Here is a 20,092-nt window from a genome sequence, read left to right as displayed (position 1 = left end):
AAACAGGCGCACAAAAAATCACCGGTTCCTGGAACCGGTGATTTTGTTTTGCCGTCCGCCTACTGCGGGGAGCGGAGGGCATTTTCCACACGCTCCGCTTCCCGTGCGGGCTCCTCAGCCTTTCGTCCGTTCACGAAAGCGCAGACGGCGCCGAGAAGCAGAGCCAGGCAGCTGACTTTAAACACGAGGCCGAACGCGGCCGTCGTGTGGGTATTCAACGTCGCCTGAAGCTGAGGGAGCAGGCCTTGAAGCTCCGCTTTATCTTTGGCGAAGGCTTCCTTCACCCGCCCGGCCGCATCGGGGGACGCGGCTTGAAGCTGTTCCCGCTCCTTGCGGTCCCATTGGTCGAGCAGACCCTGCATCGACCCTGAGGCGCTTCCCGAAGCAGCCCTGCGGCTTCCGGCCTGCTGCTGCAGAGCTGCGGCAAGTCCCGCCTTGCTCTCCCCGGACAGAGAGCTGCCTGCGATCCGTTCCGCCAGCTCTGTTTTGGCGGAGGCCATCTCGGTCTGCATGGATTGGGACAGCAGAGTGACGAGAACGGCGATGCCGAGCGCGCTCCCGATCGTTCTGGCCATGGTGCCGATGCCCATGGCGATGGTCGTTTTTTCCGGCGGAGGAAGCAGGACGGTAGTTGCCGTCAAATTCGCGATCGCCATGCCGGTTCCCATTCCGGCAATGACCAGGCGCCAGATGTAATCCATCGTCGAGGACTCGGTCGTGAGTCCCGCCAGCAGGTAAGTTCCGAGGGCAAGCAGGATCATCGGTGACCGAGAATATACGCGGGCCCAGCTTGGCGGCGCCTTTGGCGGCAAGCACGGAGCAGATCATGGAAGCGATGGCAAGGACGCTTATAATGAGTCCCGCGCGCAGCTCCGTCATGCCGATCACCTGCGTGAGGAAGAATGCGAGGATGAAGGTCGGGCCGGTCATGCCGATGCCGAGCAGGAACAGGCCGAGATTGCCGGACGGAAACCGTTTGATCCTGAAAAGAGACAGCGGAAGCATCGGTTCTTTTACGCGGGACTCGATCCATAGGAACAGGAGGAGCGAAACCAGAGCCGCCGCGAAAAGGGACAAAATATAAGGAGAGTCCCAGCCTTTCTCGTTCGCCTGCATAAAAGCGAGCGTCAAGGTCAGCGAAGCGGCCGATACCGTCAGCATACCGCCCCAGTCGAGCTTTCGCGTAGCCGTCGGATCGTAAGATTCCGCCAGGGAGGAGGCGGCCAGCACGAGAGCCAGGGCGCCGATCGGGATATTTATGTAGAAAATCCACTGCCAGTCGAGCTGGTACGAGAGCACGCCGCCCAGGGCGGGGCCGCTTGCGGCCGCAAGGCCGGCCAAAGCGCCGGTAATGCCCATCATGACGGCTTTCTTTTCGGGAGGGAACAGGGCCAGCAGCAGGGGGGCGACCAGAGGGGTGATTAATGCCGCGCCGATCCCTTGCAGAACACGGAAAACGATGAGGGACGTGATCGAGCCTGCCAGACCGCACAGAAGGGAACTCAAGGTAAAAAGGAATAGGCCGGTCATAAACGCTTTTTTGCGGCCGAACTGGTCGGCGAGGCGGGAAGCGGCAAGCAGAAAAACGGCGAACGACAGGCTGTAGCCGTTCACGACCCAGGAAATGCCGGCGGTGTCGGCACCGTAAAACGCGCTCATCCGGGGAAGCGCCACATTGACGATGCTAGTGTCGAGAATCGCCATAAAAAAACCGAGCAGAAGAGTAAGGATGGCGGGGATCTTGCGTGATTTTTGCATGGATGGGAAACCTCCGTAGATATAATTGACTGACTGTCAATCAGTCGATGAAAAAACTATATAACATTGACTGACTGACAGTCAATAGTTAAATTTAAAAGAAAGAGCTTCGTTCTCCGATTATTTTTCAACCGGAATCGGACAGGCGGGCATAAAGGCGGTGGAGAAGTTGGCACGTGTAACGAAAAGTCCGGAGGAACGCAAACAGGAATTTTTATCCGCTGCGGAGTCGCTGTTCCGGGTGAAGGGATACGAACGCACGGCGGTTAGCGATATCGTAAAACAGGTCGGGGTCGCCCAAGGGACCTTTTATTATTATTTTAAGTCGAAGGACGAACTGGCGGACGCGATGATCCGGCGTATGCTGGACGAGCACATGGGGCTTATTGAGTCCATTGCGGAAGACCCGGAGCTGTCCGGTCAGGAGAAGATCGTCAAGGTCATGAAAGAAGATTTCGTGAAGCGGGGAGACAATCTGGAGAATCTGGATTATATGCACCATGAGAACAACGCGCTTCTTCATCAAAAAATGCTCGTGGAATCCGTCAAGGCTTACACGCCTTTCATTACGGGCATTATCGAGCAGGGGATCGGGGAGGGGAGCTTCCATACGAGCCATCCTCGGGAAGTGGTCGAGTTTTTTATGGTCGGTTTGTTTTTCCTCTACGACCCCGGCATTTTCGCCTGGACGGTGGAAGAAGTGGTGACGAAACTTCAAGCCATCGGTGAAATTCTGGAAAAGCTGCTCGGAGCGGAGAAAGATTCGCTCGATATCTGGAAGGACCTTCCGGATATGCCCATCATCATCCAGAAGGCGCTTAAAGCCGAAAAAGCGTCGCGGTGAGAAAGCTCCCCGTCCTAATTCCGGCCCGGGGCGTGTCTCGGACACAGGCGACAGTAAAGAGCTGAACGGCGGCGGATTCACTTGGCTGAGCGCAGTGAGCGTAAGCCGGCATTCGGTTGTAATTTTCCGGCCCGGCCCGAAAGAGAAGTACACGCGATCAAACGCGGAAAATGCTCTGATCTCTGGAGGAGGCGTCCGTGTTCCATGGACATCATGAATATCATGAATATCACGATATCTCGCTTGACATAAACGGCCTGAACGGCCTGAACAACATGAACAACATGAACAACATGAACAACATGAACAACATGAACAACATGAACAACATGAATCATCTCAGCCGTAAGCATTGCCACGCGATACGCAGCGCGAAAAGCCAGCCCGGAATTGTACCGGGCTGGCTTCTTGTTCGCCGGGATAACCGACGGAGTTATTCTTCGAATAATTTGGCGAGATTTTCCGCGAAAGGCGCTCGTACGATCCCTTTTTCCGTGATGATCGCGGTCACGTATTCGTTCGGCGTCACGTCAAACGCCGGATTGTACACCTTGACGCCTTGCGGGGCGGTACGCTTGCCGAAGCCCTGCGTGATCTCCTCCTCGCCGCGCTCCTCGATCGGAATATCTTCCCCTGTCGGCGTGCTGAGGTCGATTGTGGACATCGGACACGCCACATAGAACGGGATGCCGTGGGCTTTGGCGAGCACGGCCACGCTGTACGTGCCGATCTTGTTGGCCACATCGCCGTTGGCGGCCACACGGTCGGTGCCGACGATGACGGCCTGCACCCAGTTCTTCTTCATGACGGCGCCGGCCATATTGTCGCAGATCAGCGTCACGTCGACGCCTGCCTGCTGAAGCTCGAACGCCGTCAGGCGCGCGCCTTGCAGGACCGGACGCGTCTCGTCGGCGTACACCTTCAGCGAGACGCCCTTCTCCTGCGCGAGGTAGAACGGCGCCAGCGCGGTGCCGTACTTCGCCGTCGCGAGTCCGCCGGCGTTGCAGTGCGTGAGGACGCCCATGCCGTCCTCGAACAGCTCCAGGGCGAACTCGCCGATACGGCGGTTCGTTTCTTCATCCTCGGCCTGGATCGAGATGGCCTCGGTGAGAACCGCCTGCTTCATTTCGCCGTGCGAAATGTCCATCTCGACAAGCTTCTGCGTCAGCCGCTTGAGTCGGTCGAGCGCCCAGAACAGATTGACGGCCGTCGGGCGCGAGGTGGCGAGATAGTCCGCCTGCTTGGCGACTTCTCCCGCCAGGCGGCGCCGGTTCGCTTCGCGCGAGATCGATTCGTCTTCCTGCGCGTCGCGGATGCCGAGGAAGACCCCGTAGGCCGCCGCGATGCCGATTGCGGGCGCCCCGCGGACTTTCAGGTGGCGAATGGCTTCCCACACCTCGTGGGGCGTTTCCAGCGGCAGGTAGACGATTTCCTCGGGAAGCAGCCGCTGATCCAGAAGATCGAGCCGCTCTCCGTTCCAGCGGACGGACTGGACCCAACCGCGCTGGCCTTCGCTTTGTACTCCGTTTTCGTTTGCAGTCATTAGCGCACTCCCTCCTTAGCGACGGAAGCCTCGCGGGCTACCGCAATCAGTTCGTCGATCGAGCTTGCTTGACGGCCCCGTTTAATCAGGGTCGTGCCGATCGCAAGCGCAAGCCGCTGCGCCCGTTCGCGTGCCGCTGCGTCTTCGATTCCGTCAATGTCCGCCACGTGCGAGAGGCCGTAGATCCGGCGGACCATTTTGCATCCGGCGAATCCGAACGTCTCCTGAAGAACGCGGTTCATGTACCAGTCCTGATAAGCGGGCGTTTCGGACATCGGATCGACGGTTTCATTGTCCCACAGGGCGCGGAATTCACGCTCGAATACCGTCCACACTTCTTTCACGGTTTCCAGCAGGTATTCCCGGTAGTACGTACGCTCGGTCTCGCCTGCGCTCCAGCCTTCCTGGCCTGCGTAATTCAGCAGCAGGTTGGCCAGGACCGCGCCGATATCAAAGCCCATCGGTCCATAGTAGGCGAATTCGGGGTCGATTACTTTCGTGGAATCTTCTTTGATGAAAATACTGCCCGTATGCAGATCGCCGTGAAGCAGAGCTTCGGCGCGCGTCAGGAACGTATTGCGCAGAATGGCGACTTCCAGATGAAGCTCGCGGTCCTGCCAGATAGCCTGAACGGCATCTTTCAAATGATCTTCGATGTTGTTATTTTCCGAATCGCGGTAAGGATCGTCGAAAATAAGATCCTCCGTTATTTTGCACAACTCTGGATTAATGAACCGGCCGACCCGCAGTTTCTTCTCCTGCTGGTTCATTCCGAGATCCGACGAGAAAAACAGCGTGCGTGCCATAAACCGGCCGATATGTTTCGCGAAGAGCGGGTATTTGTTTTTCTCGATCAAGCCCTTGCGCATAATGACGTGGTCGCTCAAATCTTCCATAACCGTCAGCGCAAGTTCCTTCTCATACGCGAATACGTGAGGAACGAGGTCCGGGCACAGGGAACCCTGGAGCTGCAGGGCTTCGCTTTCGATCCGCGCGCGGTCCAGCGTAAGCGGCCACGACTCTCCTACGACTTTGGCGTAAGGCAGCGCCTGCTTCAGAATCAGGCTGCGTCCGGACTTTTCATCCGAGATGTGAAAAACAAGATTAAGATTGCCGTCCCCGATCTCACGGCTTGTCAGCACCGCGTCCGGCGAGAAAATGTTCGGCAGTCCTTGGGCATATGCAATCGCTTCCGCTTCCGTCAGCGCATGGTAAGTCGTAGTCATTTGGCGTTCCTCCTAAGAAAGAATTAATAAGTGGCGGCTTGTACCGGGTTGTCCGTTAATTCCGACTTAAATACTAGTATAAAGGAAAACACCCCTGCATGAAACACAATTTTTAGGGCTCCGGTCCCTGGACACGGCTTACATAAAACGACTCCGTTCGGCCTACACTACCGGAAGATATCCCACATCAGGAGGTACGTCATGTCGATTGCGATCCGTTCCGCCCACAAAGTATTGAACAAACAGGTAGCCAACTGGACGGTACTTTACGTCAAGCTCCACAATTATCATTGGTATGTAAAAGGAAATCAATTCTTCACGCTGCACGTGAAGTTCGAGGAGCTGTACAACGAAGCCGCAGGCTATGTCGATGAACTGGCCGAACGTCTGCTCTCGATCGGAGGCAAGCCCGTCGCCACGCTCAAAGAGTGCCTGGAATTGTCCGGCATCGGGGAAGCCGCGGGCAGCGAGAATTCGGATGCGATGGTGCGCGCCCTGCTGGCCGATTTTGAAACGATCATAAGCGAATGCAAAACGGGCATGAAAGAAGCCGAGGAAGCCGGTGACGAAGGAACCGCCGATATGCTGCTTGGCATTACGCAGTCCCTGGAAAAGCACCGCTGGATGCTCGGTTCTTTCTTGAACGGCTGACGGAAGCGGACGGTGTGAACTTGCCGACCGCAGCCGTGTCATATGCCTTGCGATCCGGGCAAAATACCGGTTACGGATGCCGGCCGGCGGCCTCTAACGAGGCGCGCCGGTTTTTTGCGGTTGCCTTTGCGAAAAATTTACCGTCGTTTTAAAGCGATTTTTGCCGGACGGGTTTGGCTTTTTGGGAAAACGCCTACTATAATAAGAGGGAGTGAGCCGAATAACGGGCAAGAGAGGTGTAAACGGTGACACATTCCCACATGGCGTTGAAAGAATGGGCTTCGGCCGTACAGGCGCTGGAGCAGGGCGAGCAGGTTCTCATCATGCGCAAAGGAGGCATTCGCGAAGAAACGCGGGATTTCCGCGTCGTTTCCGATGCTTTTTACCTGTATCCTACCTACGAGCATCAGAAGCCGCATCTCATCAAAGATTCCGCGCAGCCGAGGCTTCAAGAAACGCTGGACGGCTGGAATCCGGACGACAGGCAGGTGACGATTTCCTCCTGGGCCGAATTGGTCCGCGACATCGAAATAAGCGACGGGGAGACGCTGGAGAAGCTGCAGCCTTTTCATATCTGGACCGAGACCTTCGCGGAGGAAAGATTGAAATGGAAGCGCAAGCAGCCTCTTCATGTCATGCTGCTTCGCGTGTACAAGCTGGACAAGCCGGTTACCCTGGACGTCGATCCTTCCTATGAAGGCTGCAAGTCCTGGATCGAGCTTCACGGGGAGCTGGAGTCCGCCGGCAGAACGCCGGTGCTGAGCGACGAAGCGTTCCGGGCCGCGGTGGACAGGGTGGAGAAAGCTCTGGCGGACGGCGGGCCGGTCAACGGGGCTTAGTTTCGATGCGGGCGGCCGTGTCGCTTTCCATCGACTGCGGAAGCCTCCTACAGGCTTCCGCAGCGAGGACGGGATAGGTTTAGCTTGAATGAACAGATGATGTTCAATCGGAGTTTTTTTTGAGGCAAACCGGGCATTCTGGGAACAATTACATAATTTTATTCGCCGCACAATGAAAAAGCTCATATGACGGCGTTTAAAGACGATAGACCGGGGAAAATGCCCTTTCTTGATTTAAGCAGGCGGCATAGACTATGATGAAGCTATTGAGAATCATTGATAATCATATTAGAATGATTATAAAGTGAAATTCATTGAAAAGTTGGAGGGTTAATTCACTATGGCAAACGCACCCGTATTCACAATAGAGGGTCTTAAGGCACAAATTGAAGGCAAAGAGATCCTGAAAGGCTTAAGCCTTGAAGTCAAAGGCGGAGAAATCCACGCCATCATGGGACCTAACGGTACCGGTAAAAGTACGTTGGCTTCCACGATCATGGGCCACCCTAAATATGAAGTGACCGATGGCTCCATCAGCCTGGACGGCGAAGACGTGCTGGAAATGGCCGTCGACGAAAGAGCGCGCGCAGGCCTGTTCCTCGCCATGCAGTACCCGAGCGAAATCGCCGGCGTAACGAATGCCGACTTCCTCCGCAGCGCGATCAACGCGCGCCGTGAAGAAGGCAGCGAAATTTCCCTGATCAAGTTTATCCGCCAGATGGAAAGCAAAATGAAAGAACTTGAAATGAATCCGGAATTCATGCACCGTTACCTGAACGAAGGTTTCTCGGGCGGAGAGAAGAAGCGCAACGAGATTCTGCAAATGCTGATGCTTGATCCGCGCATCGTCATTCTTGACGAGATCGACTCCGGTCTTGATATCGACGCCCTTCGCATCGTCGCTACCGGCGTTAACGCTATGCGCAGCGAAGACCGCGGCTTCCTGATCATTACCCACTACCAGCGCCTGCTGGATTATGTAACACCTGACTTCGTACACGTGATGATGCAGGGCAGAATCGTTAAATCCGGCGGCCCTGAGCTGGCACAGCGTCTGGAGAAAGACGGCTACGACTGGATTAAAGAAGAACTGGGCATCGTCGACGAAACAGTCGGCAATGACGACGAGCAAGAATTCCAAGTTCCTATGAACACAACCGCACCGAAATATAACTAATGGCCTGGGCTATATATTAGGAGGAAATAGATATGACGACACAAACCATTCTTCCCGTTGATTCCCAAGCCGTCGCCCAAGCGTCGAAAGCCAGACAGGAGCCGGAGTGGTTGACCGATCTGCGCGTGCAGGCGGCAAATCTGGCGGGATCTTTGGAACTGCCTAAATTGGAAAAAACGAGATTGGACCGTTGGGACCTGAGCTCTTTCGGTACGTACCGCGAGCCTCAAGCCCTTGCTTCCGTCAGCGAGCTGCCGGAGCAGGTTAAAACACTCGTCGGAGATACGAACATTATCGTTCAACGGAACTCCGGCGCTGTATACCAGACTCTGTCCGAAGAACTTGCCGGCCGCGGCGTTATCTTTACGGATCTTGAAACCGCGGTTCGCGAACACGCCGATCTGGTCCGTCCATACCTCGGCAAAGCGGTCGAAGCGGGCGAAAACCTGCTGACGGCCGTGCATGCGGCAACGTGGAGCGGCGGCGTATTCCTTTACGTTCCGAAGAACGTAAACGTGGAAATTCCGCTGCAAGCCTTGTTCCTGTCCGATGATTCGGCAGCGAGCTTCTCTCCGCACATCCTGATCGTAGCGGACACGAACAGCTCCGTCACATACGTGGAGAACTTTACTTCCATCGGTACCGGCGCTTCGCTCGTACAAAACGGGGTAACCGAAGTATTCGTGAAGCCTGGCGCGAACGTTCATTTCGCTTCGGTTCACAACCTTACGGAAGGCGTTACGGATCTGACTTACCGCCGCGCCGTTGTGGAGAACGACGCAAGCGTGAACTGGATCGTCGGTGAGATGAACCAGGGCAATTCCATGTCCGACATAACTTCGATCCTAAAGGGCAACGGCTCTTACTCGGATGCGAAAGTCATCTGCGTGGGAACGAACGATCAGAAGCTGAACCTGACGACACGGGCGATTCACTTCGGTCTGAGCTCCAACAGCGACATGATTACGCGTGCCGTTATGAGAGACCAGGCTACTGCCATCATCAACGGCATCACGAAGATCGAGAAAGGCGCAACGGGCGCCAACGGCCAGCAGACGGAGCGCGTGCTCATGCTCAGCCCGAAAGCCCGCGGCGACGCCAATCCGATCCTTCTGATCGACGAAGATGACGTAAAAGCCGGTCATGCGGCGAGCGTGGGCCAAGTAAACCAGGACCAGGTTTACTACATGATGTCCCGCGGGATTTCCCGTGAGGAAGCCACTCGTCTCCTGATTTACGGCTTCCTGGCTCCGGTCGTATCGGAGATTCCGATCGCCAAGCTGGAAGAGCAGCTGCAGACTATGGTAGAGAGGAAGCTGGGGCAATGAAACCTTCGGAGATACGCGAACTGTTCCCCATTTTGAATCAGGAAGTGAACGGGCATCCGCTCGTTTATCTGGATAGCTCCGCGACTTCCCAGAAGCCGGTCCAAGTCATCGAGGCCCTGAAAAAGTATTACGAATGGGACAATTCGAACGTACACCGAGGCGTCCACACCCTGGGGTCCCGCGCCACAGACGCTTACGAAGGAGCGCGTGCGAAGGTCGTCCGTTTTATCAACGCCCGCTCCGAGCAGGAAATCATCTTCACTCGCGGCACGACGACGGCGATCAATCTGGTTGCCAGCTCGTATGCCCGCTCCATCTGCGGGGAAGGCGACGAAATCGTCATCACGCCGATGGAACATCACAGCAATCTCATTCCCTGGCAGCAGGTCGCGAAGGCGACCGGCGCCACGCTTAAATATATCCCGCTTCAACCGGACGGTTCCATCGCCCTTGAAGATGTGGAAACTACCATTACGGACCGCACGAAATTCGTATCGGTCGTTCATCTTTCCAACGTCCTTGGCGTCCTGAACCCGGTGAAAGCCATCGCCGAGATCGCTCACCGTCACGGCGCCAAGATGATGGTGGACGGTGCGCAGAGCGCTCCTCACCTGAAGGTGGATGTGCAGGATCTGGATTGCGACTTCTTCGCCTTCTCCGGCCACAAAATGTGTGGACCGACCGGAATCGGGGTATTGTATGGGAAGAAGGAGCTGCTTGAAGCGATGGAGCCGATTGAATTCGGCGGCGAAATGATCGACCATGTGGATCTTTACGATTCCACATGGAAGGAGCTCCCCTGGAAATTCGAGGGGGGAACGCCGATCATCGCCGGTGCCGTCGGTCTTGGAGCGGCTATCGACTTCCTGGAGGAGATCGGCCTTGACGCCATCGCCGACCACGATGCCAGCTTGACTGCCTATGCGTTGGAGCGTATGCTTGAGGTTGAAGGTCTGAATGTTTACGGTCCGAGAAACAACCGCGTCGGGCTTGTCACCTTTAACCTCGGTGACGTTCATCCGCACGACGTGGCTACGGTGCTGGATGCCGAAGGTATCGCCGTTCGTGCCGGTCACCACTGCTGCCAGCCGCTGATGCGCTGGTTGGAACAATCGGCTACGGCACGCGCCAGCTTTTATTTATACAATACTGAAGATGACATCGACCGACTCGTCCAGGGCTTACTAAAAACAAAGGAGTATTTCGGTCATGCAATTGGATGATTTATACCGCAGAGTCATCATGGATCATTATAAAACGCCGAGAAACCGCGGGTCGTTCGAAGATAACGAATCGGTTTCAATCAACCTGAACAACCCTACTTGCGGGGACCGGATTACTTTGCAGATGCAGGTAGAAGACGGAAAAGTCAAAGCCGCTAAGTATGTGGGCGAGGGATGCTCGATTTCGATGTCCTCGGCTTCGATGATGACGGATGCCGTCAAAGGCAAAACGCTCGAAGAAGCGCTCGAAATGGCAGAGAATTTCTCCAAGCTGATGAAGGGCGAAGACGTTGGATTCGAATACGAAGATATAGAGGCTTTGTCCGGCGTGAACAAGTTCCCGGCTCGTATCAAGTGCGCTACACTCCCATGGAACGCGCTGCGCAAGGGAATCGAACAGACGAAGCAATCGTAATGAACAAGAATTAAAGGAGGTTGGTACGATGGCTAAGCAAATGCCAGAAATGGAAGAGTACAAATACGGCTTTCGGGACGAGCACAAGTCTATTTTCCAATCGGGAAAAGGACTGAACGCCGAGATCGTGACCGAGATTTCCAGAATGAAAGGCGAGCCCGAGTGGATGCTCGAGTTCCGTCTGAAATCGCTGGAACAGTTCTTCAGCATGCCGATGCCGCGTTGGGGCGGTAACCTGGATGATCTCGATTTCAACGACATCCAGTACTATGTCAAGCCGTCCGAGAAGCAGGGCAAGACGTGGGAAGAGGTTCCTACCGAGATTAAGGAAACGTTCGACAAGCTCGGTATTCCGGAAGCGGAACAGAAGTTCCTTGCCGGCGTATCCGCTCAGTACGAGTCCGAAGTCGTTTACCACAGCATGCAGAAAGAACTTGAAGATCAAGGCGTGATCTTCATGGACACCGACAGCGCGCTGCGTGAATATCCGGAGCTGTTCCGTGAATATTTCGGAACCGTTATTCCTCCGAACGACAACAAGTTCGCCGCACTGAACAGCGCCGTATGGTCCGGCGGCAGCTTCATTTACGTTCCGAAAGGCGTAAAATGCGAAGTTCCGCTTCAAGCGTATTTCCGTATCAACTCGGAAAATATGGGGCAGTTCGAGCGTACCCTGATCATCACGGACGAAGACAGCTTCGTTCACTATGTAGAAGGCTGTACCGCTCCGGTATACAGCACGAACTCGCTTCACAGCGCGGTCGTTGAAATCGTATGCCGCAAAAACTCCCGTGCCCGTTACACCACGATCCAGAACTGGGCGCCGAACATCTACAACCTCGTAACCAAGCGTGCCGTCGCCGAAGAAGGCGCGAACATGGAATGGGTGGATGGCAACATCGGCTCCAAGCTGACGATGAAATACCCGGCTGTCGTGCTTAAAGGCCGCGGCGCCAAAGGCTCCGTTCTGTCCATTGCCGTTGCAGGCAAAGGCCAGCATCAGGATGCCGGTGCGAAGATGATCCACCTTGCTCCGGACACCACTTCGACGATCATTTCGAAGTCGATCTCCAAGCACGGCGGTAAAGTAACGTACCGCGGACTCGCTTCCTTCGGCCGTAATTCCGCAGGCGCGAAATCCAACATCAAGTGCGACACGCTGATTATGGATAAACAATCCACGTCCGACACGATTCCGTACAACGAAATCATGAACGACAACATCACGCTGGAGCACGAAGCGACCGTTTCGAAAGTATCCGAAGATCAGCTCTTCTACCTGATGAGCCGCGGTCTGTCGGAAGGCGAAGCGACGCAAATGATCGTAATGGGCTTCATCGAGCCGTTCACGAAAGAACTTCCGATGGAGTACGCGGTTGAAATGAACCGTCTCATCAAGTTCGAGATGGAAGGTTCCATCGGTTAACCCTTGTCCCGTAAGGGGTTTGTGGGCTTAAAAGATGTCCTTTGCCTTGAATAGATAAATAAAATAAGTGCCTATGATGGCTTGCACATTTTGTTCAAGTCACATAGGCGCTTTTTTTGTTCAAAATCATAATGAAAATATTTGGATAAATGTAAAATAATAGTTATATTGGGAGTGAGCATCATTAAGGTGTGTGAGGTTGATAGAAAGGGGCACGGAGCTCTACGGAGGTTAAACGGATGAAACAATACGGCATGCTTTTTACTTTAGTGGTATTACTTCTAACTGGCTGCAGTACAGATAAACAGACCTACACGCTTGCAAACATTCAGCTGATCACCGAGGGAAGCCGAATCATTCAATCAGATGGAAATAAACTAGTTATGCTGGAATACCATTTTACGATTAAAGGATCTTCCGCTATCGATACTCAGAGTGCGGAAATCAGCTATGGATATACGGGACATTCCAAAGACGTGGTCCCCATTAACACCGGCACCCTATCGCTAAAATCTCTCTGTAAAAGGTTTTCGGGCGGCGACGGTTGTAAATAAGAGAAAAATACTCTGACCGTAAGGTACCCCATAACCTTTTCTCCCGAATTGCCATACAAAGAAGAAGACTTGGAGTACTTAGAGTCACACCTGGATGAAATAAAATTTAAGTTAATGACCGGTGGAAAAGAGTATGACCTGATAGACAGTACTCATGCGCAACCTAAAGATTAAGGCAGCCGGCCCACGCTTATCGTGGGATCGACGGCCAGGGGCACTAATGCGCTGGCGAGCCAGACGGCGGCGATAAGAAACGAGAACAGGGAGAGGACCAGTCCCGCGGAACGCCGGTGAGCGCGCCGGGCGGCAAGCCCTGCGCCGAATGCGACGAATCCAAGAATCAAGCCCAAGGGCAGCGTCACAACCGGCAGATTCAGGAGGATCGCCAAAATGCCGCAGACGATCGACAAGACGACGGAGGTTCTTTTCTTCCGTATCGTGGGAGGCGCTCCATCAGGAGGAAAAAAGCTCTCGGGTCGGCGTTCCGAATCCGAAGCCGAATCCAGATGCCCCGGGTGTACGGGGAATTCTTCGGTCGCCCGGAATGTAACAGGCTCCGGAGCGGAAGGGGCGAGGGAACGCTCGCCGCCCGAATCGGGAGAGGGCGGTTCGTGCCCGCGCCGGGATTCGGCTCTGTCCGTTTCGAATGAAGCGGACTCCTCGGCCGGGTCAGACTTGCGTTTTATCGTCACGAGGGGCTGTTCATTGCTTGGATGGGTGCTCTTGTTTCGTTCGTCGGCCATTGCAAATGCGCCTCCTTCATAAAAAATAAAAGCCGGTTACACAGCCGGCCAAGTTCCGTATTAATTTCAATTGGATACCGTTATTGTAGCATAAAACAGCCGCTCAATTCCCGGAGGGAAAAGGCGGCTGCCGCTTTTTTGTAGGAGTCTCTTTTAAAGCGCTTACTAAACGGTGATGGATTGAATCTCGAGGTCGGTGCGCTGAGTGAGATCGATGAACGTGTCTTCGGCGTCATCGATTTGAATGAGGGGACGGAAGTAATCGTTCGGGAAGGTCATGACGATCGTGCCGGACTGTCCGTTGGATAGGGTGGCTTTTTTGCCGATAAAGTTCGGAATCATGTTGGCGATAAACACATGAACAGCTTGAGGGTCAAGCTCGCCGAAACTCATTTTGTGAAGCTCCTTCAAGACGTAGAGCAGATCCCGTTTGGACTGGTACGAACGGTTGTTGATCATGGCGCTGTACACGTCGGCTACCGCAACGATTTTGGCCGCGGGATGAATCGCTTCGCCGGTTTTGCCCAGCGGATATCCCTTCCCGTTGAGGCGCTCGTGGTGCTGGAGGGCGACCAGGGCGGATAGCTCGTCGGCAATCGAATTCCGGATAATTTCATATCCGTAGACGGTGTGCTTTTGCATCTCGGCATACTCTTCGTTCGTAAGCTTGCCGGGTTTTTGCAGGATGTCGAAGCTGATTCGGCATTTTCCGATATCGTGAAGATAGCCGGCCTTGCCGATCTGTTTGGCTTCTTCTTCGCTTTTGCCCAGCCAGGTCGAAATAAAATAAGAGATAAGCCCGACCTGAACGCTGTGCTGGTACGTATAGTCATCGCGGCTGTCCAAGCACAGCAGCAAATTCACGACGTCTTTTTCTTCCCGCACGTTGGAAATGAGAGGAGTGTAATACTGCTCGACAACCGTGTCGGAAAGCTTGCCGGTCCTGACCGCGCTTTCGAACAGATCCTTGATGCCGCCGATTGCGGTGTGAAACGATTCCTCCTGCTTCGAAAGCTCCGCGGTAACAGCCGTTTCCGTTTGAGCTTCGTGGCCGGGCCGCAGTCGTTCCTCGATGTCCACATATTCAATCTGATGCTTGTTCAGTTTTAAAATATCGAATTCGTCCACTTTCGTATCGGCCGATAAAATGTTCAATCCGATGGAGTTGAACGTATCGCGGGTAAGACGGTCCCCCACTTGCAAATCTGATATATGAATTCTCATCTGAATTCATTCACCTTTTCCAAATTTTTCTCAAGCACCTTCATATTAGCAGGAGAATAAAGAGAGTTGCAATGTAACATTTTCCAACTATCGGAATTTACTTGTCGGATTTGATCAATTATTGATAAAGAAATGTAAACGGGGAAACAGCGGAAAAAAAGTCCGGTGCAAGCCCGACACAAATCGCTCACGCCGCCGAGAAGCCAAACGAAGCGGAAGCGCAAAAAGAGCCTTATAGGAATAAGGCTCTTGGCGATAATTCGATTACATGCCGATGTAGCGGCTGTACAACGTTTTGGCGGCGACAGGGTCGGTGACGCCCTGTACGAGCACCCGTCCGTCGGGAAACACGGCGAGTGTGATGTCATCCGACGGGCGGAAACGAAGCAGAAATTTGTTGCGGCTTACGCGGCCGAGCGGAGCAAGGCGCTGTTCCCAGTGCTCCAGCGAGAAGTCGGCCGGACGGACGGGATGAATTTGAACGGAATCCCGCCCGCACAACGTCTGAATCGTTTCCCCGTCAATCTCGGCGTCCAAATATTCGAACGAGCGATGCGCGCAAGCCGGACAGTCGGCCTTGCGGGCGCCCGAGACGTCCACCGACGTGTAGTGGTTGTACCAGAGGTCCCACTGCTGCATGCGGCGGTTGAGATGCTGCCTGTCCCCGATCAGGATTTTCATCGCTTCCGTGGCCTGGTACGAGGCGACCATATGAATGATCGGGCCGATCACGCCGGCGGTGTCGCACGTGTCCGCGGTACCGTGCGCCGGCGCGGAACCGAACAGGCAGCGCAGACACGGCGTTTCGCCGGGCAGAATCGCCAGCGAAACGCCGCGAGAAGCGACGGCGCCGCCGTACAGCCACGGAATGCCGTGCTTGACGCTGACGTCGTTGATCAGAAACCGGACGGAAAAGTTATCCGTTCCGTCCAGGATCAGATCAACCCCGGTCAGCAACTCTTCGGCATTCAAGGGATTCAAGTCGGCAACGTGTGCTTCGATGCCGACGAGAGAGTTCACCAGCCGCAGCTTCGCGGCCGCGGCTGAAGCTTTCGGCTGCGCCTGGTGGGCGTCTTCTTCGTCATAGAGCATCTGCCTTTGCAGATTGCTCTCTTCGACGAAGTCGCGGTCGATCAGGCGCACGAAGCCGACACCGGCGCGAACCATGTGGTTCGCGAGGACGGTGCCGAGCGCGCCGAGGCCGACGATGGCGACCCGCGCGCGGCCGAGCGCCCGCTGGCCGTTCTCGCCGACGGGCTTGAAGAGCACGTGCCGGGAGTAGCGCGCCGGCACTTCGGCCGCGCCGTCCGTGGCCCGTGCCTGCGGGGCCTGCGCCGCCGCTGCGCTCGTTGCTCCGGCTTGGACCGTCTCAGGCTGCGCCGTAGATTCGGCGGCCGCTTCGGTCCCCGCTGCGTAGGAAGGGGAGGAAGCCGCGGACGACTGATCGTCCGGCGGCGGATAAGGATGAGGGCTGCTCATAGGAGTTGCTCCTTCCGGATAGAATGGGAATGATCATTGGGACAATAGTTCCGGCGGGTCCGGTGTTCCCGTGTACTTTACGCGGTAGTGGATTCCGGTTACGGAATCGGGCGACCGTCTCTTACGCTCGCCGGCGTACCTCGTTTCTCTTCCTGGCATTTAACATCGCCTAACGTTTCGATGCTTCGATCCGAAAGCGTTCGCCGCTGCGCACGCTGCACTATTCCCGGCCGGGGGGCGGGTCCAGCGGATTCCAGCCGCCTCCGCCTTCCGGCGAAACATAGCCTTTCCACTCGGAGCCGTCTTCGCCGATTTCTTTTTTCCAGACGGGCAGGATCTGCTTCACACGTTCGATGGCGTAACGGTTTGCCTCGTAACAGTCTGCCCGGTGCGGCGTGGAGACGGCGATGACCAGACTGCTTTCGCCGATTCCGATGGGCCCCAGCCGATGCGTCATCGCGCAGCGGCATCCGGGCCAGCGGGCTTCCAGCTCTGCGCCGATGGTTTCCATGACGGAGACGGCCATAGGCTCGTAGGCTTCGTATTCGAGCAGGACGGTGCGCACTCCGTGCGTGTGCTCGCGGGTCGTGCCGATAAACGCGAGTGTCGCTCCACAGTCGGGATGGGTAACCTTTTGGATGACTTCGGCGGGGTCGATCGGTTCTCGCGTAAGCACGTAGCGTGCGGGTTCGGCCGCTTCGTCTCCGGCATCCGGCGCTTCGCCGCTTCCGCCCGAGACGGGAGGAATGAGCGCAAGCTCGTCGCTCTCGCTGACAAGCTCGTGCGGCGCGGCATACGCGTGATTTTTGGCCAGAAAGCAGTGGGCCAGAAGAGACCTCGCGGCAGGGAAGCGTGCGGCAATTTCGTCCAGCAGGTCCTGAACCGTCGCGGAACGCCCGGACGCGTCCGGGGACAGCGCGATATCGATGGAAGGGCGGCCGAGCTCATCGGCCAAGCCCGCAAAAAGCCGGATATGAAACGTCATGAGGACTTCTCTCCTGAAAGTTGCGTTTTCAACTAGCATATCATATCCTAAAACGAAAATGATATAATGAGGCTGTCCGGGCAACCGGGCTTCTTACATAATGAAGCCAAGTATGGCATACGTAATAGAGACAGGCTTTACAGCGGAGGTGAAATCATGCCCGAAAAGCAGCAGAAGCACCAGACGTTAGTGATTCTTCATACGAATGACTTGCACAGTCATTTCGAACAGATGCCCAAAATTGCGACCTGCTTCAAAGAGCTCCGGCGCCGCCATGAAGGGAATGAGATCCTGACGCTGGATATCGGCGATCATCTGGACCGGATGAGGCTCGAAACCGAAGGAACGGGCGGCGCAGCCAATATCGAAATCATGAATGCAACGGGATACGAGGCGATGGTTCCGGGCAATAACGAAGGCTTGACATACGCTCCGGACGCGCTTCGGAGTCTTTTTGAAACGAAAGCGGAGTTTCCCGTTATCGGAAGCAACATTCTTGATGCGGACACGGGGAAGGTTCCGGCTTGGATGATTCCGTACCATATCGTGCGCAAAGGAGGCATCACCGTAGGTTTAATCGGGCTGACGGCGGCTTTTACGGATTATTACGAGCTGCTCGGCTGGGATGTGCAGGAGCCTATTAAGGCTGCTGCCTACTGGGTAGAGAAGCTGCGGCCGCAGGTCGACATCGTGATCGTCCTGTCTCACCTCGGACTCCGTTACGATGAACGGATGGCGGCGGAAATCGAAGGCATCGACGTCATCCTCGGCGCCCACACTCACCATCTGCTGGAAAAGCCGCTGCACATCCGCAGCACGCTGGTCTGCGCCGCAGGCAAATACGGCCAGTATGCGGGAGAGGTGGAGATCGCCTACAATGTGCGGGAGCGGCGCATCGAGCGGCTTGCGGGCCGCGTTCACGACGTATCCGGCTGCGAGGACGACGCGGAGATCGCGGGAATTCTCGCCCGTAATGCGGAGCTGGGCCGGCGCGCCCTCGATATCCCGGTAACGGATCTCGCAGAGCCGCTGGAGCTTGACTGGTACGGCGAGTCTCCGCTCGGCAACCTGCTCGCGTCCGGCCTGCGACGCTGGATGAACGCGGAGATCGGGCTCGTCAACGCCGGCCAGCTGCTGCGCGGGCTTGCGAGAGGGCCCGTCACGCTCGGGCGCCTCTTGGCCGTCTGCCCCGGCCCGATTAACCCGTGCCGGGTTAAGCTGACCGGCTCCCGGCTGCTGCAGGCGCTGGAGGAATCCCTCCTGCCGGAATTCCAGAGCAAGCCGATCCGGGGCTTCGGCTTCCGGGGAGAAGTGCTCGGCATCCTGTGCCTGGACGGCTTGACCGTCCGATACGATCCGGAAGGGAAGCCTTTGCGCAAAATCCGGGAAGTGCTCGTGAACGGCGAAGCGCTGGACCCGGAGCGGTCGTATACGGTCGGTATGATCGACATGTTTACGTTCGGAGTCGGCTACCTATCCCTGCACGAAGCAACGGATGTGGAGTACCTGCTTCCCGAGCTGCTGAGGGATATTCTGGGCGAGGAGCTTCAGCATCCCGAGCGTTTTCAAGAGGCTTTCGAGTCCCGCTGGCAGCCGGAAGGCATTTGACCGATACCGGGAGGTTAACTTGTCTTGACTCTCTGATCCGGGTAAAATGTATAGTTGCGGGGATTTGTCCGTGCCCGGCACAGGTCCCCAGCTGTTATTATTAGGAGAGAGACCATGTTCAGTTTATGGATTGCCGCGATTATCGGGATTGTGGAAGGATTAACCGAGTTTTTGCCGGTTTCCTCAACCGGACACATGATTTTGACGCAATCTCTGCTCGGAATCAGCGACGATGAACCGCTCATGAAGACGTTCACGATCGTGATCCAACTTGGAGCCATTCTTGCCGTCGTGATCGTGTATTGGAAGCGGATCCTGCGTATTCTCGGAATCAACCGGGAGCCGGTAGCGGTTAAAGCGGGAGCTTCCCGGTTAAATGTCCTTCACATTCTGATGGGAATCGTCCCGGCGATGGGGATCGCGTTTCTGTTCGACGATTTGATCGAGACGTATTTGTTTTCCCCGAAAACCGTAGTCGTGTCCCTGATCCTGGGCGGTATTCTGATGATCATCGCCGAGAAGAAGATGGACCGGACGAAAGGGCCGGTCGTTGAGGACATGGACGGTATTTCGTATCGTCAGGCTTTTATCATCGGCCTCTACCAGTGTCTATCCGTTCTGATTCCGGGATTTTCGCGCTCCGGGGCGACGATGGCCGGCGGTATGCTTCACGGTGTGACCCGTAAAGCGGGTGCCGATTTTACGTTCATTATGGCGGTTCCGATCATGTTTGCCGCCAGCGGATATTCCCTGCTCAAGAGCTACAAAAACTTTACGTCGGACGACATCTTGTTTTTCGCAGTGGGCTTTATCGTTTCCTTTATTGTCGCGCTGCTGGCCATTGTGACGTTTATCCGTTTCGTACAGCGGATGAAACTGACTTATTTCTCTTATTACCGCTTTGCACTGGCCGCTATTTTCATCGTTTATCTGTGGCTAACTTAGGTTTTTCCGGGTTTTCGCCCATAAGTTTGGACAACCGGAGAGATATTTTTTACAAAACTGGATGAAACATGTAAATAAACCTCCTGGAACCGCGTCGAAAAAACGCGGTTTTTGTATTGCTCTT

General features: G+C 55.4%; 19 protein-coding genes. 11 read left to right on the top strand and 8 right to left on the bottom strand.

The window, feature by feature from the left end; all coding sequences use genetic code 11:
• Nucleotides 1–59 precede the first annotated feature (59 nt).
• Entirely contained in the window at nucleotides 60–284 is a 225-nt protein-coding gene (locus PCH01S_RS31315; RefSeq protein ID WP_241688819.1) for a hypothetical protein, read from the bottom strand.
• Nucleotides 259–1,758 carry a DHA2 family efflux MFS transporter permease subunit gene (locus PCH01S_RS10295; RefSeq protein WP_241688820.1) on the bottom strand — a complete coding sequence of 500 codons (1,500 nt, stop codon included), beginning with the start codon at nucleotides 1,756–1,758 and terminating at the stop codon, nucleotides 259–261. The genes PCH01S_RS31315 and PCH01S_RS10295 overlap by 26 nt, the downstream gene beginning before the upstream one ends.
• A 160-nt stretch (nucleotides 1,759–1,918) precedes the next feature.
• Between PCH01S_RS10295 and PCH01S_RS10290 the strand changes: the two genes are divergently transcribed.
• On the top strand, nucleotides 1,919–2,602 hold the full coding sequence (locus tag PCH01S_RS10290; protein ID WP_042229043.1) for a TetR/AcrR family transcriptional regulator: 684 nt from the start codon (nucleotides 1,919–1,921) through the stop codon (nucleotides 2,600–2,602).
• Nucleotides 2,603–3,035: 433 nt separating this feature from the next.
• Here the strand turns inward: PCH01S_RS10290 and mtnA are convergent, their stop codons facing one another.
• Nucleotides 3,036–4,145 (bottom strand): S-methyl-5-thioribose-1-phosphate isomerase, encoded by a 1,110-nt coding sequence (gene mtnA, locus PCH01S_RS10285; protein ID WP_042229041.1) that lies wholly within the window; start codon nucleotides 4,143–4,145, stop codon nucleotides 3,036–3,038.
• On the bottom strand, nucleotides 4,145–5,371 hold the full coding sequence (gene mtnK, locus PCH01S_RS10280; RefSeq protein WP_042229040.1) for an S-methyl-5-thioribose kinase: 1,227 nt from the start codon (nucleotides 5,369–5,371) through the stop codon (nucleotides 4,145–4,147). The genes mtnA and mtnK overlap by 1 nt, the downstream gene beginning before the upstream one ends.
• A gap of 201 nt (nucleotides 5,372–5,572) precedes the next feature.
• Here mtnK and PCH01S_RS10275 point away from each other — a divergent pair, with 201 nt between their 5' ends.
• The 8 genes from PCH01S_RS10275 (at nucleotide 5,573) to PCH01S_RS10240 (ending at nucleotide 12,984) form a co-directional block, all read left to right on the top strand.
• On the top strand, nucleotides 5,573–6,022 hold the full coding sequence (locus tag PCH01S_RS10275; protein WP_042229039.1) for a Dps family protein: 450 nt from the start codon (nucleotides 5,573–5,575) through the stop codon (nucleotides 6,020–6,022).
• Between the two features lie 245 nt (nucleotides 6,023–6,267).
• Nucleotides 6,268–6,861: a DUF1802 family protein gene (locus tag PCH01S_RS10270; protein WP_042229037.1), complete on the top strand. Its 594-nt coding sequence runs from the start codon at nucleotides 6,268–6,270 to the stop codon at nucleotides 6,859–6,861.
• Between the two features lie 340 nt (nucleotides 6,862–7,201).
• Nucleotides 7,202–8,038, top strand: coding sequence for a Fe-S cluster assembly ATPase SufC (gene sufC / locus PCH01S_RS10265; RefSeq protein ID WP_042229035.1), 837 nt, complete (start codon nucleotides 7,202–7,204; stop codon nucleotides 8,036–8,038).
• Nucleotides 8,039–8,070: 32 nt separating this feature from the next.
• Entirely contained in the window at nucleotides 8,071–9,366 is a 1,296-nt protein-coding gene (gene sufD / locus PCH01S_RS10260) for a Fe-S cluster assembly protein SufD (RefSeq protein WP_042229034.1), read from the top strand.
• On the top strand, nucleotides 9,363–10,589 hold the full coding sequence (locus PCH01S_RS10255) for a cysteine desulfurase (protein WP_042229032.1): 1,227 nt from the start codon (nucleotides 9,363–9,365) through the stop codon (nucleotides 10,587–10,589). Before sufD ends, PCH01S_RS10255 begins: the two co-directional genes overlap by 4 nt.
• The gene (gene sufU / locus PCH01S_RS10250; protein WP_042229031.1) at nucleotides 10,576–11,004 is read left to right on the top strand and encodes a Fe-S cluster assembly sulfur transfer protein SufU; all 429 of its coding nucleotides are present in this window, start codon (nucleotides 10,576–10,578) and stop codon (nucleotides 11,002–11,004) included. The genes PCH01S_RS10255 and sufU overlap by 14 nt, the downstream gene beginning before the upstream one ends.
• Nucleotides 11,005–11,032: 28 nt before the next feature.
• On the top strand, nucleotides 11,033–12,430 hold the full coding sequence (gene sufB / locus PCH01S_RS10245; protein ID WP_042229030.1) for a Fe-S cluster assembly protein SufB: 1,398 nt from the start codon (nucleotides 11,033–11,035) through the stop codon (nucleotides 12,428–12,430).
• Nucleotides 12,431–12,669: 239 nt separating this feature from the next.
• Entirely contained in the window at nucleotides 12,670–12,984 is a 315-nt protein-coding gene (locus tag PCH01S_RS10240; RefSeq protein WP_042229029.1) for a hypothetical protein, read from the top strand.
• 170 nt (nucleotides 12,985–13,154) lie between these two features.
• Here the strand turns inward: PCH01S_RS10240 and PCH01S_RS31310 are convergent, their stop codons facing one another.
• From PCH01S_RS31310 to PCH01S_RS10220, 4 genes are all read right to left on the bottom strand, one after another.
• On the bottom strand, nucleotides 13,155–13,727 hold the full coding sequence (locus PCH01S_RS31310) for a hypothetical protein (RefSeq protein ID WP_042229028.1): 573 nt from the start codon (nucleotides 13,725–13,727) through the stop codon (nucleotides 13,155–13,157).
• A 165-nt stretch (nucleotides 13,728–13,892) separates the two neighbouring features.
• Nucleotides 13,893–14,951, bottom strand: coding sequence for an HD-GYP domain-containing protein (locus PCH01S_RS10230; RefSeq protein ID WP_042229027.1), 1,059 nt, complete (start codon nucleotides 14,949–14,951; stop codon nucleotides 13,893–13,895).
• Nucleotides 14,952–15,215: 264 nt separating this feature from the next.
• The gene (locus PCH01S_RS10225) at nucleotides 15,216–16,430 is read right to left on the bottom strand and encodes a ThiF family adenylyltransferase (RefSeq protein WP_042229025.1); all 1,215 of its coding nucleotides are present in this window, start codon (nucleotides 16,428–16,430) and stop codon (nucleotides 15,216–15,218) included.
• 220 nt (nucleotides 16,431–16,650) lie between these two features.
• On the bottom strand, nucleotides 16,651–17,415 hold the full coding sequence (locus PCH01S_RS10220; RefSeq protein ID WP_042229023.1) for a molybdenum cofactor biosynthesis protein: 765 nt from the start codon (nucleotides 17,413–17,415) through the stop codon (nucleotides 16,651–16,653).
• Between the two features lie 156 nt (nucleotides 17,416–17,571).
• Between PCH01S_RS10220 and PCH01S_RS10215 the strand changes: the two genes are divergently transcribed.
• On the top strand, nucleotides 17,572–19,023 hold the full coding sequence (locus PCH01S_RS10215) for a bifunctional metallophosphatase/5'-nucleotidase (protein WP_042229022.1): 1,452 nt from the start codon (nucleotides 17,572–17,574) through the stop codon (nucleotides 19,021–19,023).
• Between the two features lie 114 nt (nucleotides 19,024–19,137).
• The gene (locus PCH01S_RS10210) at nucleotides 19,138–19,968 is read left to right on the top strand and encodes an undecaprenyl-diphosphate phosphatase (RefSeq protein WP_042229020.1); all 831 of its coding nucleotides are present in this window, start codon (nucleotides 19,138–19,140) and stop codon (nucleotides 19,966–19,968) included.
• The last annotated feature ends 124 nt before the right edge of the window (nucleotides 19,969–20,092 follow it).

Source organism: Paenibacillus chitinolyticus NBRC 15660, from assembly GCF_000739915.1.
Classification (GTDB): domain Bacteria; phylum Bacillota; class Bacilli; order Paenibacillales; family NBRC-103111; genus Paenibacillus_F; species Paenibacillus_F chitinolyticus.
The sequence above is the reverse complement of the archived record's forward strand: the minus strand, read 5'-3'. Positions and strand labels throughout refer to the sequence as shown.